Here is a 17,696-nt window from a genome sequence, read left to right as displayed (position 1 = left end):
GGAGTTAAGAAGGAGGATTTACATGTTTGATGTACTATTTAAATTAAGCTGGTTTTTCAAGCAGGAGAAGAAACGCTATTTAGTCGCAGTTCTTCTCTTACTGATAGCGAACGTCGTGGAGATTCTGCCGCCGTGGCTGATCGGTAAGACGATTGATGCCATTACGCTCGGCAGTCTTACACCCGCACGCTTTTATGAGATAATCGCCGCATTCGTTGCGCTGATTATCATCGGCTATCTGATCAATTATGTCTGGAGATTTCTGCTCTTCAACGGTTCTCAGCTTCTCGAGAGTCTGATGAGAAGGAAACTGATGGCGAAATTTCTCTCCATGAGTCCCGGCTATTATGAAAAAAACCGTACAGGTGACCTGATGGCTCGGGCAACAAATGATTTGAGTGCCATCCGGCAGACTGTCGGATTCGGTATACTCACACTGATTGATAGTACGACGTATCTGGTGACCATCATACTGATGATGGGTTTTGCTATCTCATGGAAGCTGACGCTTTTTGCGATGCTGCCGTTGCCGCTTCTCGCCATTATCGAGCAGCGTCTAGGTAAGATGATCCATAAACGCTATACCATCAGTCAGGATGCCTTCGGGGATATGAATGATGATGTCCTGGAGTCGATTGAAGGGATCCGAGTGACACGGGCATTTGCACAGGAAGACAATCTGAACCGACGTTTCAGTAGAATGACGACGGACGTCGTGGATAAGTTTATGGCAGTCGAAAAGCTGGATGCATTGTTTAAGCCGCTGACGATTATCGTGACGATGATCAGCTTTATCATCGCTCTCGGTTACGGCAGTGTACTCGTCAATCGTGGCGAGATCTCAATCGGTGATTTAATTGCCTTCAATGTCTATCTCAATATGATGGTATGGCCGATGTTTGCCATTGGTCTGCTCTTCAACATTATGCAGCGCGGGAATGCCTCACTCGACCGTGTGATGGAAGTCCTGGAGGCCGATGACGTCATGGCGGACTCGGTTGATTCACTTGTTGCACCTGATCACCATGTGTCATTCGATGCTGTCCACTTCCAATATCCCTCAAGTGAACAGGTCAATTTAAAAGCGGTCAATATTGAACTTGGTGTCGGAGAAACGCTCGGTATTGTCGGACCGACAGGTAGCGGCAAGACTACCCTGATCCGTCAGATTTTAAAAGAGTATCCAGTCGGTGAGGGCCGGATCACACTCGGAGGTGTTCAAATCGGTCAGCTGACTAAACGTCAGGTCCGCGAAAAAATCGGTTACGTCTCACAGGAAAACATTTTATTTTCACGCTCAGTCAGAGACAATATCCTGTTCGGCCGGCCGGATGCCAGTGAAGAAGAGATTGCGCGTGCAATAGAGCTCGCGAGTTTCACTGAAGATGTTAAACGCCTGCCGCAGGGTCTGGATACACTGGTCGGTGAAAAAGGGATTGCCATCTCCGGTGGTCAGAAACAACGGATTTCAATCGCACGTGCCATGATTAAAAATCCGGATATTCTGATCCTTGATGACTCCCTGTCAGCAGTCGATGCTAAAACAGAGACAGCGATCATCGAACACATACAGCAGTCCCGCAGTGGAAAGACGACCATCATTTCAACGCATCGTCTGTCTGCTGTCCAGCATGCTGATCTGATCGTTGTGCTTGATAACGGCGAAATTATCCAGCAGGGTACGCATGCATCACTTATCAGACAACCGGGCTGGTACCTGGAGCAGTTCAACCGTCAGCAACTGAGAGAGGAGGAGAAGTAATGTCTAATTCAAAACGATTGCTACATGAAGCACTTAAGTTCAAGAAGCTCTTTCTCATCGGCTTTCTTTTCCTGGCAGGTGCTGTTGTAGCTGAACTGATCGGCCCAGTGATTGCGATGAAGATCATAGATGACCATGTGAGAGAGGCAGCGGGTACCATTGATCTCGCACCCATCATGCAGCTGCTTGGTATCTATGCGGTCATCGCGCTTGTCAATGCCGTATTCAGTTACTATCAGACGCTGTATTTCCAGAATGCAGGCTCCAATGTCATCATGAATCTCAGAAATAAGCTGTTCAGACATATGCAGAAGCTGCCGATCAAGTATTTCGATACACTGCCGGCGGGTAAAGTGGTGGCGAGAATCACGAACGATACGCAGACAATCTTAGAGCTGTTTACTGTGCTGCTGCCGACCTATTTGTCCGGTTTTGTTAATATTATTGCGATTATCGTCGCTATTTTCTTCTTCAACTGGAAAGTGGGACTAGCAGCGTTCCTTGTCGTGCCGTTGCTCATCGGCTGGCTGGTGGTCTACCGCAGACTGTCTGATGAATACAATCAGGTGACACGTGAAAAGAACAGTGATATGAATGCGATGCTGAATGAATCGATCAACGGTATGACGATTATTCAGGCGTTCAATCAGGAAGAGAAGATTCAGCAGGAATTCAATGAACTGAATGATGATTACTTGCGGAACTATTCCCGTATTATTCAGCTGGACTCACTGACCAGCCATAATCTAATGGGCACCATTCGTTCCGTGATCTTTGCGGTGATGATCTATGTGTTCGGTTCTACATTTCTGAGCGGCGAAACTGCCTTGACTGCCGGTATGATGTATATCATTGTTGAATATCTGACCCGACTGTTCAATCCGATGTATAACCTTGTCAATAATTTGAGCGTCCTCGAACAGGCGCGCGTCTCTGCAGACCGTGTCTATGAGATGCTCGACGAACCGGCTGAAGTCCCGGAGGACCACACCATCACTCAGTTAGCGGGTGATGTCGTCTTTGAAGATGTGTCATTCGCCTACAAAGAAGGCGAGTATGTCTTGACGGACATCAATATTCATGCTCGCCGGGGTGAGACAGTCGCGCTCGTCGGCCATACCGGCTCAGGAAAAAGCTCGATCATGAACCTCCTCTTCAGATTCTATGATCCCACTAAGGGACGGATTCTGATGGATGGTGTCGATGCTAAGTCGGTTACGAAAGCTTCACTCCGCAGTCATATGGGGATTGTTCTGCAGGACCCGTATCTATACAGCGGGACCATTCTCAGCAATATCACGCTTAATGATGAACGGATTTCACGCGAGCGCGCAGAAGCAGCACTCAAAGCGGTCGGGGGGTCAAGAGTTCTTGATACACTGGAAAACGGCATCGATTCCCCGGTGGTGGAAAAAGGGAATACATTATCCAGCGGCCAGCGTCAGCTGATTTCATTCGCACGCGCGCTGGCCTTTGATCCGGCTATCCTGATACTGGACGAGGCGACCGCAAGTATTGACTCAGAAACGGAGTCGGTCATTCAGCAGGCGATGGATGTCCTGAAAGCGGGCAGAACGACATTTATTATTGCGCACCGGCTGTCCACCATTAAAAATGCGGATCAGATTATCGTGCTGGATAAAGGCAGAATTATTGAACGCGGGACTCATCGGACACTTCTTCAGTCCGGTGGTCAATATGCCAAGATGTATCAGCTTCAGTCTGCCAATAGTCAGTAAATCATGTTATATTAGAAGTAATTGCCGAAGGGCAATTACTTTTTTTTGATGCCGCCTTCTGTCGCAAGGTGAATCCGCAGCGCAGCAGGGGCTGACGAATAAGACACTGCAAACTTTCAACCGTTGAAATTGTTAAAAATAGCTTCGGTTAAAATCAAAATATGATATTCTTTAACTATTATTTAAAGTGGTGAGGTGTTCAGGTTGCCCGATTTTTATAAACGCAACAGGCTTGTCTTTATTTTATTCGGTATCATTGTTTTTATTATGCTGGTCGGCTTGTCGCTCAGAGAGCACGAAACAACAGTGCCAGAACAGATAGCAGGGGATTCTGCAGCAGTCGGACAGCGCATTGTCAGCTATCCGATGCTCTTCATCGGCCAGAATCTCAGTAATATGGTGCATATGTGGGATGCCGTAGAAGAGAATAAGACGCTGCGGGCGAAGATACGAGGATTTAATCAGCTTGAAGCGGATAACTACCGTCTTGAGAAAGAGAACGCGGAGCTGAGAAGTTTGATGAAAACAGAAAGTATTGCGAGCTATGATCCGCAGATGGCTACTATTATCGCTCGCAATATTGATGGCTGGATGAATACGTTCGTGATCAATAAAGGACAGACGTCCGGGGTCAAGGAGAACATGGCGGTCATTACGAATGAAGGCCTGATCGGCCGAATAAAAAAAGCGAATGCATATTCCAGTCAGGTCGAACTGATTTCTTCCAGCGCGAAAGCGAGCAAAATCAGTGTGACGCTGCAGAATAGCGGCAGTGAAGTCTTCGGCATGATCGATCAGTATGATGACAGCAAGGATCTGCTCGTCATTGATGATATTGAGAACAATATCAAGCTGAAGGTCGGTACAAATGTGGTGACGAGCGGACTCGGCGGCCAGTTTCCGAAAGGGATTGTCATCGGTAAAGTGAAAAAAATTGAGAATGATGAATTTGGTCTGAGTCAGATCGCCTATGTTGAGACGGCTGCCAGTCTGAAAGACCTGACTCATGTCTATATAGCGATGAAAAGTCCGGCGGCAGGTGGCAAGTGATGCAATATCTTATTATTGCAGGTATTGCAGTCGTACTGTTCTATCTGGATACATTGATCAATAGTCTCATGCCTGTCGGTTCGTTTTTTTTCACCAGTCATCTGCTGTTTATTTATCTGCTGATTCTATCCGTCTATAGGCATTCATCAGTCGCTATGACGATGGCAGTGGTCTTCGGGGTCATCTCTGATATCTATTTATCGACCATCTACGGCATTTACACATTCGGTTACATGGCATGCGTCATGCTGATGAGTCGTCTGTTTAATGTTTTCTATAAAGACACAGCGGTCATGATCAGTCTGCTGATAGGGTTTGTCCTTTTTTTTGAAGTCATCTTCTATGCAGTCTACCGCATTCTTTATTCCACTTCACATGGACTGATTTATTTTGTTTTTCATCATGGCCTCCCTTCTGCAGTCATTAATTTCGTCCTGATCTATGTGCTGTTCCCGACTGTGCTGAAAATATTGAATCGCAGTGATGATTAGTATTGACTTCAAATGTGTAAGGTGTTACTATAATCAAGTTGAGTAGTTTATAGCTACATACAACCGCTCGGATAGAGGTTGAAGTGCTCCGGCCACCTGTATACGGCGTGACTTAAAATATATTAGGAGGTGCAAGTATGTTTGCTATTATCGAAACTGGTGGAAAACAATTAAAAGTAGAACAAGGTCAAGAAATCTGGGTTGAAAAATTAAACGCAGAAGAAGGCGCTACATTTACTTTTGATAAAGTTCTGATGGTTGGCGGAGAATCTGTTAAAGTGGGTTCACCTGTAGTTGAAGGCGCTACTGTCACTGCGAAAGTTGAAAAACACGGCCGTGGTAAAAAAGTAACTGTATTCAAATACAAACCTAAAAAGAACTACAAACGTAAACAAGGTCATCGTCAGCCTTACACTAAATTAACAATCGAAGCGATCAACGCTTAATGATTCATGTCACGATTGCTGTAAATGATGATGGCAGAGTCACTGACTTTGAAATGACAGGTCATGCAGACTCAGCTCCACATGGACAGGATTTGGTGTGTGCAGGTGCTTCAGCTGTCGTTTTTGGCAGTATGAATGCAGTGCTTGGACTGACAGATGAAAGACCCGATATTGATTACGCACACGACGGTGGCTTTTTCAAGGCGCGTGTGGTAGATTTGAATAACAATGAAGCGCAACTGATCCTGCAGGCGATGATTGTCTCACTCGAGACGATTGAAGCTGAATATGGTCAGTTCATCCAACTAAATTATAAGTGAGGTGTAACTCATGTTAAAATTAAACTTACAGTTCTTCGCATCGAAAAAAGGGGTAGGTTCTACACGTAACGGTCGTGACTCTGAATCAAAACGTTTAGGTGCTAAACGTGCTGATGGTCAATTCGTAACAGGCGGTTCAATTTTATACCGTCAACGCGGTACTAAAATCTTCCCTGGTGAAAACGTAGGTCGTGGCGGCGATGACACATTATTCGCTAAAATCGACGGCGTTGTTAAGTTCGAACGTTTCGGACGTGACAAAAAGAAAGTTTCAGTATACGCTGAAGCAAAATAATAAAGATTCAAGCACTAGACACTGTTCTAGTGCTTTTCTTTTTTGATGTTACTGTTCGTCCCATATAGACAGACGTGTTATAATGGGATGAGGTGGTTTGATGAAAGAACTCGATCTTTATTTAAGGGCGAAGCATGATCTCAGCAACCAGCTGCAGCTGCTCAGCATTTACTGTGAACTGGAAGATTACAGCAAAGTACAGTCAGTCGTTCAGGACTGGAGCGAGCAGTTACAGCGTGAACAGCTTTTCATCCAGCTCAGCTGGCCGCAGTTCGTCAACACAGTGGTTCATCATAAACTGACAACAGACTTCAGATTTGATTTTCAGGTTGAAACGACAGGTAACGGTTCGCAGGATGCATGGCTGTCCGCCCAGTTTACAGCCTGGATAGAACAGGCAGAGGGCCAGCAGATCATCATTACGATTCAAGAAGAAGCAGAGCGGTATCATTTGACATTCAGTGTTGACGATGCTGCGACTGACTATTATATAGAGAAATAAAAGAGGTGTTTAAATGTTTGTCGATCAGGTCAAAATTAATTTAAAAGCGGGGGACGGCGGAAATGGTATCGTCGCTTATCGTCGTGAGAAATATGTACCTTTAGGGGGCCCGGCTGGAGGAGATGGCGGCAAAGGGGCGTCAGTGGTATTTGAAGTGGATGAGGGTTTAAGAACGCTGCTTGACTTCCGTTTTCAGCGTATGTTTAAAGCTGAGAAAGGGGAGAACGGTCAGTCCAGCAATATGCACGGCCGCGGGGCGAAAGACTTAATCCTGAAAGTACCCCCAGGCACGATCATCAAGAATGCAGAAAACGGTGAAGTGATCGCTGACCTCGTCATGCATGAGCAGCGCGCTGTCGTCGCTAAAGGTGGACGTGGTGGACGTGGCAACTCGCGTTTTGCGACAGCCGCCAATCCGGCGCCTGAATTCAGTGAGAACGGTGAGCCGGGTGAAGAACTTGAAGTCATCCTTGAACTGAAATTGATGGCAGATGTGGGACTGGTCGGGTTCCCGAGCGTCGGGAAATCCACTTTATTATCAATCGTCTCTAAAGCGAAACCGAAGATCGGTGCCTATCATTTCACCACAATCAAACCGAACCTCGGAGTCGTGCAGACTAAAGATAACCGTAGCTTTGTGATGGCGGATTTACCCGGGCTGATTGAAGGCGCGTCTGAAGGCGTAGGCCTCGGTCACCAGTTCCTGCGTCACGTTGAACGGACACGCGTCATCATTCATATGATTGATATGGGACGCACTGACGGTCGTGACCCATACGAAGACTATCTGACCATTAACCGTGAGCTGAAGAACTATAATGAAAAACTGGCTAAGCGACCACAGATCGTTGTGGCGAACAAAATGGATATGCTCGGGGCAGAGGACAACCTGGCTCTCTTCAAGGAAGAAGTCGGTGAAGAGCTTGAGATCATTGAACTGAGTGCCGCAACCTATCAGAATATCGATCAGCTGCTCTACCGGGTGGCCGATCTGTTAGACGAGACAGCAGATATGGACTTTGATGCAGATGAAGAAGATACAGGTATTCACCGTGTCCTCTATAAACACGAGAAGTCAGTGGATCATTTCGAGATTACGCGTGACGATGACGGCGCCTATGTAGTCAGCGGTAATTCTATCGAGCGAATCTTCAAGATGACGGACTTCAACCGTGATGCGGCAGTCAGACGTTTCGCGCGTCAGATGCGTTCGATGGGAATCGATGATGCGCTTCGTGAACGCGGCGCTAAAAATGGAGATATCGTCCGCATTCTCGGGGGCGAATTCGAATTCGTTGAGTAGGTGATGAAATGAGCGATGGACAGAAGTATTATTTGATCAGGGAAGATGTCCTGCCGGAATCAGTCAAAAAAACACTCAAAGTAAAAAAACTGCTGGAACGTGAGCCGCAGATATCGATATTTGAGGCTGTTAAACGCTATGATCTCTCACGCAGTGCCTATTATAAGTTCAAGGATACGATTTTTCCCGTCGAAGATCAGACGAGAGAACGCAATATAACGCTTCTCGTCCACGTCGATGACAATGTAGGACTGCTCTACCGTATACTTGAATGTATTGCGGCAGAAAAAGGCTCTGTATTGACAATCCACCAGAGTCTGCCGATCATGGAGAAGGCAACGATCACGATTTCGCTGAATGCGAGAGAGATGCAACTCACAATCAATGAACTGCTTGAGAAGCTGAAACAGATTGACGGTGTCAATCAGGTGCAGCTGCTCGGTATGAATATGTAGGAGGCACTATGTACGCTTATTTACAAGGTCAACTGACACAGATCACACCCACACATGTCGTCATGGACATCGGGGGCGTCGGCTATGAGTGTCATACACCGAATCCTTATCGTCTGCAGAAATACCTGCATAAAGAGACCCGGCTTTATACGCAGCTGATTGTCCGTGAAGATGCGCATACGTTATATGGTTTCATCAGTGCAGAGGAGAAAAGTCTCTTTCTGTCACTCAACAAAGTGACGGGCATCGGTCCGAAATCGGCTCTGGCCATCCTTGCGACGAGCACACCTGATGAAATCAGACGGGCTATTGAAGAAGAAAATGAAGCTTACCTCATCAAGTTTCCGGGCATCGGCAAAAAAACCGCACGTCAGATTATTCTCGACTTAAAGGGCAAACTCATCATTACAGATGAATCAGCACTTTTCGAGGAATTCTCTGACACCGGTGCAGTTTCAGAAGCCTTACTCGCACTTGAAGCACTGGGCTATTCCAAACGGGAACTGACGAAGGTTGAGAAAATACTGAAAGCTGAAAAAATAGAGCAAGTAGACGACAATATTAAAAGAGGACTACAGATTTTAGTTTCTTAAGGAAGTGGCTATATGGATGAACGTATGATGGATGACCACCTGATGAATGATGTTGAAGCGGAGACCGAACTGAGTCTGCGACCGCATTACCTTCATCAATATATCGGTCAGCCTAAGCTGAAGAATAATCTGGAGATTTTTATTCAGGCGGCGAAACTCCGCGAGGAAGCATTGGATCATGTCCTGCTATACGGCCCTCCAGGTCTCGGTAAGACGACGCTCGCCAATATTATCGCGAATGAGATGGAGGTCAATATCCGCACGACGTCCGGTCCTTCAATTGAACGCCCCGGCGACCTGGCCGCTATTCTTTCGTCGCTGAATGCAGGCGATGTCCTGTTTATCGATGAGATTCACAGACTGTCACGTGTCGTTGAGGAAATTCTTTATCCGGCGATGGAAGATTTCTGTCTGGATATCGTGGTCGGTAAAGGGGAGGAAGCGCGCAGTATCCGTATTGATCTGCCGCCTTTCACTTTGGTGGGCGCCACGACGCGTGCAGGTAGTCTGTCTGCACCTTTGAGAGACCGATTCGGCGTGCATTTAAGGCTGGATTACTATGACGAAGAGAGCCTGAAGGAGATCATCACGCGTACGGCCGCTGTTTTTGCTACAGAGATTGATGATGAATCAGCTGGAGAGATTGCCAGCCGTAGCCGGGGTACGCCGCGTATTGCGAATCGTCTGCTTAGACGTGTGCGGGACTTTGCGCAGGTGCAGGGTTCGGATATGATTCATATTGAGACGACGAGACAGTCACTGGATATGCTGCAGGTCGATCAGCATGGTCTCGATCACATCGACCACAAAATTATGACGGCAATCATTGAACGCTATAACGGCGGACCGGTAGGCCTTGATACGATTGCTGTCAGTATAGGCGAAGAACGTGTGACGTTAGAAGATGTCTACGAACCTTTCCTGATTCAAAAAGGTTTTCTGGAACGGACAACACGCGGCCGTGCGGCCACGCCGTTCGCTTATGAACATTTTAATTATCCGTATCGTAACGAAAAGAGGAAATAACGTGAATGTAAATGATTTTGATTTTGAACTGCCGGAAGAACTGATCGCGCAGACGCCGCTTCTTGACCGGACTTCGAGCCGTCTGATGACCTTGAATAAGGAAACGGGTGCTGTCAGTCACGAACATTTTTCTGATATTATCAGTCATCTGAATGCAGGTGACACTTTAGTGCTGAACGACACCAAGGTCATGCCGGCCAGACTATACGGCATCAAAGAAGAAACAGGCGCTAAAGTCGAGATGCTGCTGCTGAAACAAATGACGGACAATGACTGGGAGGTCCTGATAAAGCCTGCTAAACGTGTCACAGTAGGAACAGTCGTCAGTTTCGGTGACGGAAAACTGACAGCAGTCTGTAAGGAGCTCCTGCCTCAAGGCGGGCGCATCATGACGCTTCAGTATAACGGAATCCTGCAGGAGCGGCTTGAGGAACTGGGTGAAATGCCGCTGCCGCCGTATATAAAGGAACAGCTTGAAGACCAGTCCCGCTATCAGACCGTCTATGCCAAAGCAGTCGGCTCAGCTGCGGCACCGACAGCTGGCCTCCATTTTACAGAGGACCTGCTTGAAAAGATTGCTGCTAAAGGTGTGAATATCGCCTATATCACCTTACATGTCGGGCTCGGTACATTCAGGCCTGTCAGTGTCGAAGAGATAGAAGACCATGATATGCACAGTGAATATTACGAGATGTCGCAGCAGACTGCAGATATCTTGAATGAGACACGGGAGAACGGCGGCCGCATTATTACGGTCGGCACGACTTCCACCCGGACACTTGAGACGATTGCATCGCTGCATGCTGATTTCACTGAGACTTCAGGATGGACGGATATCTTCATTTATCCCGGCTATGAGTTCAAAGGGATAGATGCGATGATCACTAACTTCCATCTGCCGAAATCGACGCTGATGATGCTGATATCAAGTCTTGCGACAAGGGAGTACGTCCTGAATGCCTATGCAGAAGCCGTCAAAGAAAAGTATCGCTTCTTCAGTTTTGGCGATGCGATGTTTATTTATTAAAGGAGAATATTATGCCAGCAGTAACTTATGAACATATTAAAACTTGTAAACAATCAGGGGCGCGTCTAGGGATCGTCCATACCCCGCATGGTTCTTTTGAGACACCGATGTTTATGCCTGTCGGTACACAGGCGACTGTTAAAACAGTAAGTCCGGAAGAACTGCATGCGATGAATGCAAAAATCATCTTGAGCAACACCTATCATCTCTGGCTGCGTCCGGGAAGTGATATTATCCGTGAAGCAGGTGGACTGCATCAGTTTATGAACTGGGACGGACCGATATTAACAGATTCGGGCGGCTTCCAGGTCTTCAGTTTAAGCGATATGCGTAAGATCGAAGAAGAAGGGGTTCATTTCAGACATCATCTGAATGGTTCTAAGTTGTTCCTGAGCCCTGAGAAAGCGATGCAGATCCAGAACGATCTCGGTTCTGACATCATGATGGCGTTTGACGAATGCCCGCCGATGCCCGCTGAATATCAGTACGTCAAAGATTCAATAGAAAGAACCTCTCGCTGGGCTGAACGCTGTCTGAAGGCACACAACCGACCTGAAGATCAGGCGCTGTTCGGCATCATCCAGGGGGGCGAATATGAAGACTTGCGTACGCAAAGTGCGAAGGACCTCGTGTCACTTGATTTTCCGGGCTATGCAATCGGCGGACTGTCTGTCGGTGAACCTAAGCCTATCATGTATCGCATGCTTGAACATACCACTCCGCTGATGCCGTTCAATAAACCCCGCTATCTGATGGGTGTCGGTTCACCTGATGCCTTGATTGAAGGCGCGATACGCGGCATTGATATGTTCGACTGCGTCCTGCCGACACGTATCGCACGCAATGGCACCTGCATGACTTCAAAAGGCCGTGTAGTGGTGAAAAATGCGAAGTACGAACGGGATTTCACGCCGCTTGATGAGAACTGTGACTGCTACACCTGCAAAAACTATACGAAGGCTTATATCAGACATCTGATCAAGGCAGATGAGACATTCGGTATCCGTCTGACCTCTATTCATAACCTGCATTTTCTCTTGAATATGATGGAACAGGTGCGTGAAGCGATTCGTAACGACCGCCTGCTGGACTTTAAAGAGGAATTCTTTGAGAGCTATGGCCTGAACGTCGAAAATCCAAAAAACTTCTAGGAGAATAAAGATGAACGAAAACTTACAGATGATTTTAGTCAATATTCTGCCGCTGCTGGCCATCATTGTGATCGGTTATTTTGCGATGGTCAGACCGCAGCAGAAAAGAAATGAAAAACAGAATCTGCTGATCAACGGTCTCAAGAAAGGAGACCGGGTGGTGACAATCGGTGGCATCCACGGCACCGTTAAAGCAACTGATACCCAGACGGTGACGTTACTGGTCGGACGGAACCAGGAGCTGACTTTTGATAAGCAGGCCATCAAAGATAAACGTCCTTCTTAATCTATGATATGATGATGTCAGTATTTATATAAAGAGGTGAAATTGTGAAAAAGAGAAGTAGAATCGTTGCTTTTCTGCTGCTTGCTATTCTATTGTTCAGCTTAATCGGTGGCACCGTGCAGAAAGTGATGAAAGACGTCAATCTTGGGCTCGACCTGCAAGGTGGGTTTGAAGTGCTGTATCAGGTCAAACCACTTGATAAAGGTGACAAGATTGATGAAGAGGCTGTTAAAGCGACCAGTAAAACATTAGAATCCCGTGTCAATGTGCTCGGTGTATCGGAGCCGAAAATTCAGATTGAAGAAGGCAACCGTATCCGGGTTCAGCTGGCGGGTGTCAAGAATCAGAATGAAGCCCGTAAAATTCTATCGACCAGTGCGAACTTAACGATTCGCGATGCGAACGATAAGCTTCTCCTGTCCGGAAAGGATTTAGTTCAAGGGGGCGCAAAGCAAGGCTTCAAGCAAGACACGAATGAAGCCGCCGTTTCACTTAAACTTAAATCTGCCAGCAAGTTCAGGGAAGTCACTGAAAAAGTCTCGAAGATGACACCGAATGTCATGGTCATCTGGATGGACTTTGAGGAAGGGAAAGACAGCTATAAGAAAGAACTGCAACGCGAGCAGGAAGGTAAGCAGCCGAAATATGTCAGCGCTGCTTCAGTGGAACAGCCGATCAATTCTGAAAATGTTGAAATCTCAGGTGGTTTCGCAGGTCAGGACGGCTTGCTGCGTGCCAAGCAGATCGCTGACTTACTGAACTCAGGGTCATTACCTGTCAAGCTTGATGAAGTGTATTCTACTTCTGTAGGCGCTCAGTTCGGACAGGATGCTTTACACAAGACCTTATTAGCCTCAGCAGTAGGGGTCGGTCTGATCTTCTTATTCATGCTCTTCTACTACAGACTGCCGGGCCTGATTGCGGTCATCACGTTATCAGCATATATTTACTTGACCATGCTGGCGTTTAACATGATTAACGGCGTTCTGACTCTGCCGGGTATTGCGGCGCTCGTGCTGGGTGTCGGGATGGCAGTTGACGCCAATATCATCATGTACGAACGAATTAAAGATGAGCTGAGGATCGGGCGCAGTCTGAAACAGGCTTACCAGAAAGGGTCACAGTCGTCATTTCTGACTATCTTTGATGCCAACATCACGACTGTCCTGGCAGCGCTTGTTCTTTTCTTCTTTGGGGTCAGCAGTGTCAAAGGTTTCGCGACGATGCTTCTGCTCGCCATCCTGATGAGTTTCATCACCTCAGTCTTCTTTACAAGGCTGCTGATGGCTCTGGTCGTCAACTCCAATTTCTTTAACAAGCACTTCAGCCTCTTCGGTATCAGTCCGAAACATCGTCATGACTTGTCTGAAGGCTATGATATTCACGATCTACACACAGTCTGGGACCGCATTGATTTCATGAAACTCGCAAAGCCATTACTGATGCTCTCGCTTGCTTCGATTATACTGGGCGTGATTGCACTGTCAGTATTCAAGCTGAACCTGGGGATTGACTTCACGCAAGGATCTCGTGTCGATGTGAAGAGTGAACAGGCTATCAATGTGGAGACGCTGGAGAAGGACCTGCAGACCATTGATCTAGCGGATGGCACCATTACACTGTCCGGAGCCGATAAAAAGACTGCGGTCGTCCAGTATAAAGAACCTCTGACAAAAACACAGATTGATGACCTGAAGAATGTGATCGATGATAAGTATGGCTTTGAGCCGAACGTCAATACAGTATCACCGGTCATCGGTAAGGAACTGGCTAAGAATGCGATGCTTGCGACACTTATCGCATCGATCGGCATCATCATTTATGTGACATTACGTTTCGAGTGGCGCATGGGTCTGACTTCTGTTCTAGCCCTGCTGCATGACGCTTTTCTGATTATTGCCGTCTTCAGCTTGATCAGACTGGAAGTGGATATGACCTTTATCGCAGCTGTACTGACGATTATCGGTTACTCAATCAATGACACCATCGTCACGTTTGACCGTGTGCGGGAGAATCTGCATAAGATCAAAGTCATCACCGCACCGGAACAGATAGACAGAATTGTCAACAGCTCTATCAGACAGACAATGACGCGTTCGATCAACACCGTACTGACCGTTATCATTGTGGTCGTCGCCCTGATTTTCCTCGGTGCTCCGAGCATCTTTAACTTCTCGGTCGCGCTCTTGATCGGTTTAGTGTCAGGGGTCTTCAGCTCAATCTTTATAGCTGTGCCGTTATGGGGCATCTTGAAGAAGCGTCAGCTTAAAGCGAGCGGCGGACAACTGACTGTCTATACGGAAAAACCTAAAAACGATGAGAAGATTTACGTCTAATCTTCTCTGATCAGCAGACCTTCCTCAGGTCTGCTTTTTCTATTGAATTTCATTTTTAATGGGAAACAGGTATAATATAACGGTTAGGAGGATGACCTGGATGGCTAAACAATGGCTCTTAAAAGAAAAAAAGGCGGAACTGGATTCTGCGCTTGCTAAAGAATTCAAAATACCGCCTCTGCTTAAGGAGGTACTTGAGGCACGTTACATCACCACTCGGGAGGAGCTCGAGACTTGGTTTGATGAGAGCGACTTGGCCGACCCTTTTCTGATGTATGATATGGAGAAGGCAGTTTCAAGGATAAAGCGTGCTGTGGAAGAAATGGAACCGATCATGGTCTATGGTGACTACGATGCTGACGGTGTGACAAGTGTGACCATTCTGATGGTAGCACTTGAGGAAATCGGCGCCATGGCCGACTTCTATATCCCGAACCGCTTTACAGAAGGTTACGGCCCGAATGCCGAGGCATTCCGCTCTTTTGCCGATGATGGGGTCGGACTTATCATTACAGTCGATAATGGGGTGAAGGGCCATCATGAAGTGGAGGTGGCTAAGGAGCTGGGCATCGATGTCATTATTACAGACCACCATGAAATAGGTGAGTCACTGCCGGATGCCTATGCGGTGATTCACCCCGCTCATCCAGACGGTAACTATCCTTGTCCTTATCTTGCCGGTGCCGGTGTGAGTCTGAAGCTTGCAACGGCACTGACCGGCAGAACTGAGCCGAGCCTGATCGGCTTTGCTGCGATCGGCACGGTCAGTGACCTGGTGCCCCTGACCGGAGAGAATAGATGGCTCGTCAAGAAGGGGCTGGAGGCGCTGAATCAGTCATTACCGGTCGGTGTCCGTGCATTGCTTTCTCAGGCCTCTCATCAAGGTGAGGTGACAGAAGAGACGATCGGTTTTATCATCGGTCCGCGCCTGAACGCAGTCGGTCGGCTGGAAGATGCACGACCCGCTGCCGAACTCTTAATGGAGCAGGACCCGGCCTATGCAGCCGAGCTCGCTGGAAGTGTTGATGCCTATAACATCAAGCGTAAGACTGTCGTGCAGGACATCACTGAAGAAGCACTCGCACAGGCAGCGGACAAAGTGGCGCAGGGGCTTAATTTTCTCGTGATTACCGGCGTGAACTGGAACGAAGGTGTACTGGGTATTGTCGCTTCCAGGATTGTCGAACAGTATTACAGGCCCACTATTGTCCTGAACCTCGGGGCTGATTATGCGAAGGGCTCTGCCAGAAGCATCGTCCAGGTGTCGATGTTTGATTATCTGACCGCGCAGGAAGCACTGCTCTCTAAATTTGGCGGCCACCATATGGCGGCAGGGCTGACGATGCCGCGGGAAAATATCGCTCAACTAGAACAGGCACTGAATGACCTGATTGAAGAAGAAGGGGAGCTGCAGCCGATTCTTGAAGTGGATGCGGAAGTCGGTATGGGCGATGTGACGGCTGATGCTATCAGGCAGCTGGACAAACTGAGACCCTTTGGCACAGGCAATCCACAGCCCATCTTTAAACTGAGTGATCTGACGGTTACGCAGACCAAGGCCATTGGACAGCAGGGGGCCCATATGAAGATGATGCTCGATGACTCATTGACAGCTTTGAAATGGTCAGGCGGCCACTATGTTCATGACTATCCGGTTGATACAGTCGTGGATGTCTGCGGCAAATTTCAGTTGAATGAATGGAATGGTCATGTCACACCTCAGATGATTCTCGAGGATGTCAGAACAGATAATGTGCGCTACATCGATTATCGCAATCAGCATGCCAGCCGTTTTGCCTTTCTGAAGGATGAGGACGTGATCTATCTTATCAATCCGAATCGTCCGAGACAGAATGAACATTATTTTTACTATGGCGATAATCTGTCAGGGCATGATAAAATTGTGCTGAGAGATCTGCCGGAGGATTTAACCGCCTTCAGTGAATCGATGAAATCTGCAACTGCCAAACAGATTTATGTGATCTTTCATTCAGCAGTACAAGTCTACTTTGACGGGATGCCGAGTCTGGATAAGTTCAGGCAGCTTTATAAAATCTTGTTCAAAGGACCGGTCAACCTAGTCCAGCAAGGGGTCTCCATCTGTCAGACGCTCGGCGTATCACCTGATTCGCTGAAGTTCATGATAGAAGTCCTGAAGGAGCGGGGGCTGGTGCATGAAGAGGGCGGCCTTCTTGTCGTCAACAAGGAAGCGGGAAAAGTAGATATGCAGGCTTCACCTGTCTACAGAGCACGTCATGCCCAGCTGGCACGTGAGCAACAACTGCTTTATTCTTCATTTGATAGTATCAAGAATCTAATTAATGACAAAATGTTCTAGTCACAGGAGGCTACTATGGATTTAAAAGAGTATATTTCAGAAGTAAAGGATTGGCCGATTCCGGGCGTCAATTTCAAGGATATCACCACTATCATGGATAATGGAGAAGCATACCGCTATGCGACCGATCAGATTGTTGCCTATGCGAAGGACAAGCAGGTCGACCTTGTCGTCGGGCCTGAAGCACGCGGCTTCATCATCGGCTGCCCGGTCAGCTATGCGATGGGTATCGGCTTTGCACCGGTCAGAAAAGAAGGCAAACTGCCGCGTGAAGTCATTCGATATGAATATGACCTTGAATACGGGTCAAATGTGCTGACGATGCACCGCGATGCTATCAAACCAGGTCAGCGTGTACTCATCACAGATGATCTGCTGGCGACAGGCGGTACAATCGAAGCGACTATCAAGCTCGTTGAGGAGCTCGGCGGCATTGTTGCGGGTATTGCCTTCATCATCGACCTGAAGTATTTGAACGGGATGGAGAAACTTAAGGGCTATGATGTTCTGTCTCTAGTCTCGTATGACGAAGAATAATGCGGCGGGAGCTGCTTTATTCTTTTTTGTTTATATTTA

General features: G+C 47.5%; 18 protein-coding genes and 1 other annotated feature. All 18 genes read left to right on the top strand.

Annotation, left to right across the window (positions count from 1 at the left end):
- The first annotated feature begins 22 nt into the window (after positions 1 to 22).
- The 18 genes from ERX55_RS01805 to ERX55_RS01720 all read left to right on the top strand — a co-directional run bounded on the left by ERX55_RS01805 (position 23) and on the right by ERX55_RS01720 (position 17,657).
- A complete protein-coding gene (locus tag ERX55_RS01805) occupies positions 23 to 1,762 on the top strand; it encodes an ABC transporter ATP-binding protein (protein ID WP_133450866.1) in 1,740 nt (579 codons plus the stop codon).
- Positions 1,762 to 3,501, top strand: a complete 1,740-nt coding sequence (locus ERX55_RS01800; RefSeq protein ID WP_133450865.1) for an ABC transporter ATP-binding protein — start codon at positions 1,762 to 1,764, stop codon at positions 3,499 to 3,501. Before ERX55_RS01805 ends, ERX55_RS01800 begins: the two co-directional genes overlap by 1 nt.
- Before the next feature lie 204 nt (positions 3,502 to 3,705).
- Complete coding sequence (gene mreC, locus ERX55_RS01795) at positions 3,706 to 4,551, top strand: rod shape-determining protein MreC (protein ID WP_133450864.1); 846 nt, start codon at positions 3,706 to 3,708, stop codon at positions 4,549 to 4,551.
- On the top strand, positions 4,551 to 5,042 hold the full coding sequence (gene mreD / locus ERX55_RS01790) for a rod shape-determining protein MreD (protein ID WP_133450863.1): 492 nt from the start codon (positions 4,551 to 4,553) through the stop codon (positions 5,040 to 5,042). The genes mreC and mreD overlap by 1 nt, the downstream gene beginning before the upstream one ends.
- Before the next feature lie 51 nt (positions 5,043 to 5,093).
- Positions 5,094 to 5,165: a sequence feature (ribosomal protein L21 leader region), on the top strand.
- Between the two features lie 14 nt (positions 5,166 to 5,179).
- Positions 5,180 to 5,488, top strand: coding sequence for a 50S ribosomal protein L21 (gene rplU / locus ERX55_RS01785; protein WP_133431692.1), 309 nt, complete (start codon positions 5,180 to 5,182; stop codon positions 5,486 to 5,488).
- On the top strand, positions 5,488 to 5,808 hold the full coding sequence (locus ERX55_RS01780; protein WP_133450862.1) for a ribosomal-processing cysteine protease Prp: 321 nt from the start codon (positions 5,488 to 5,490) through the stop codon (positions 5,806 to 5,808). Before rplU ends, ERX55_RS01780 begins: the two co-directional genes overlap by 1 nt.
- A gap of 10 nt (positions 5,809 to 5,818) precedes the next feature.
- A complete protein-coding gene (gene rpmA, locus ERX55_RS01775) occupies positions 5,819 to 6,103 on the top strand; it encodes a 50S ribosomal protein L27 (protein WP_133417306.1) in 285 nt (94 codons plus the stop codon).
- Positions 6,104 to 6,203: 100 nt separating this feature from the next.
- A complete protein-coding gene (locus ERX55_RS01770; protein ID WP_133450861.1) occupies positions 6,204 to 6,605 on the top strand; it encodes a Spo0B domain-containing protein in 402 nt (133 codons plus the stop codon).
- Between the two features lie 13 nt (positions 6,606 to 6,618).
- A complete protein-coding gene (obgE, locus tag ERX55_RS01765) occupies positions 6,619 to 7,908 on the top strand; it encodes a GTPase ObgE (protein ID WP_133450860.1) in 1,290 nt (429 codons plus the stop codon).
- 8 nt (positions 7,909 to 7,916) lie between these two features.
- Positions 7,917 to 8,363 carry an ACT domain-containing protein gene (locus ERX55_RS01760; RefSeq protein ID WP_133450859.1) on the top strand — a complete coding sequence of 149 codons (447 nt, stop codon included), beginning with the start codon at positions 7,917 to 7,919 and terminating at the stop codon, positions 8,361 to 8,363.
- An 8-nt stretch (positions 8,364 to 8,371) separates the two neighbouring features.
- The gene (ruvA, locus tag ERX55_RS01755; RefSeq protein ID WP_133450858.1) at positions 8,372 to 8,956 is read left to right on the top strand and encodes a Holliday junction branch migration protein RuvA; all 585 of its coding nucleotides are present in this window, start codon (positions 8,372 to 8,374) and stop codon (positions 8,954 to 8,956) included.
- Positions 8,957 to 8,968: 12 nt separating this feature from the next.
- Positions 8,969 to 9,982 (top strand): Holliday junction branch migration DNA helicase RuvB, encoded by a 1,014-nt coding sequence (ruvB, locus tag ERX55_RS01750; RefSeq protein WP_133450857.1) that lies wholly within the window; start codon positions 8,969 to 8,971, stop codon positions 9,980 to 9,982.
- 1 nt (position 9,983) lies between these two features.
- Complete coding sequence (queA, locus tag ERX55_RS01745) at positions 9,984 to 11,009, top strand: tRNA preQ1(34) S-adenosylmethionine ribosyltransferase-isomerase QueA (protein ID WP_133450856.1); 1,026 nt, start codon at positions 9,984 to 9,986, stop codon at positions 11,007 to 11,009.
- Between the two features lie 11 nt (positions 11,010 to 11,020).
- Positions 11,021 to 12,160: a tRNA guanosine(34) transglycosylase Tgt gene (gene tgt, locus ERX55_RS01740; RefSeq protein ID WP_133450855.1), complete on the top strand. Its 1,140-nt coding sequence runs from the start codon at positions 11,021 to 11,023 to the stop codon at positions 12,158 to 12,160.
- Positions 12,161 to 12,170: 10 nt separating this feature from the next.
- A complete protein-coding gene (gene yajC / locus ERX55_RS01735) occupies positions 12,171 to 12,446 on the top strand; it encodes a preprotein translocase subunit YajC (protein WP_133450854.1) in 276 nt (91 codons plus the stop codon).
- 44 nt (positions 12,447 to 12,490) lie between these two features.
- Complete coding sequence (gene secDF / locus ERX55_RS01730; protein ID WP_133450853.1) at positions 12,491 to 14,782, top strand: protein translocase subunit SecDF; 2,292 nt, start codon at positions 12,491 to 12,493, stop codon at positions 14,780 to 14,782.
- 100 nt (positions 14,783 to 14,882) lie between these two features.
- Positions 14,883 to 17,120, top strand: a complete 2,238-nt coding sequence (gene recJ / locus ERX55_RS01725; RefSeq protein ID WP_133450852.1) for a single-stranded-DNA-specific exonuclease RecJ — start codon at positions 14,883 to 14,885, stop codon at positions 17,118 to 17,120.
- A 15-nt stretch (positions 17,121 to 17,135) separates the two neighbouring features.
- Entirely contained in the window at positions 17,136 to 17,657 is a 522-nt protein-coding gene (locus tag ERX55_RS01720; RefSeq protein ID WP_133450851.1) for an adenine phosphoribosyltransferase, read from the top strand.
- Positions 17,658 to 17,696: the final 39 nt, after the last annotated feature.

The sequence above is a fragment of the Macrococcus bovicus genome, assembly GCF_004359575.1.
In the GTDB taxonomy this organism is placed as follows: domain Bacteria; phylum Bacillota; class Bacilli; order Staphylococcales; family Staphylococcaceae; genus Macrococcus; species Macrococcus bovicus.
Note: the sequence above shows the minus strand (reverse complement) of the source record. Positions and strands in the feature narration are given on the sequence as shown.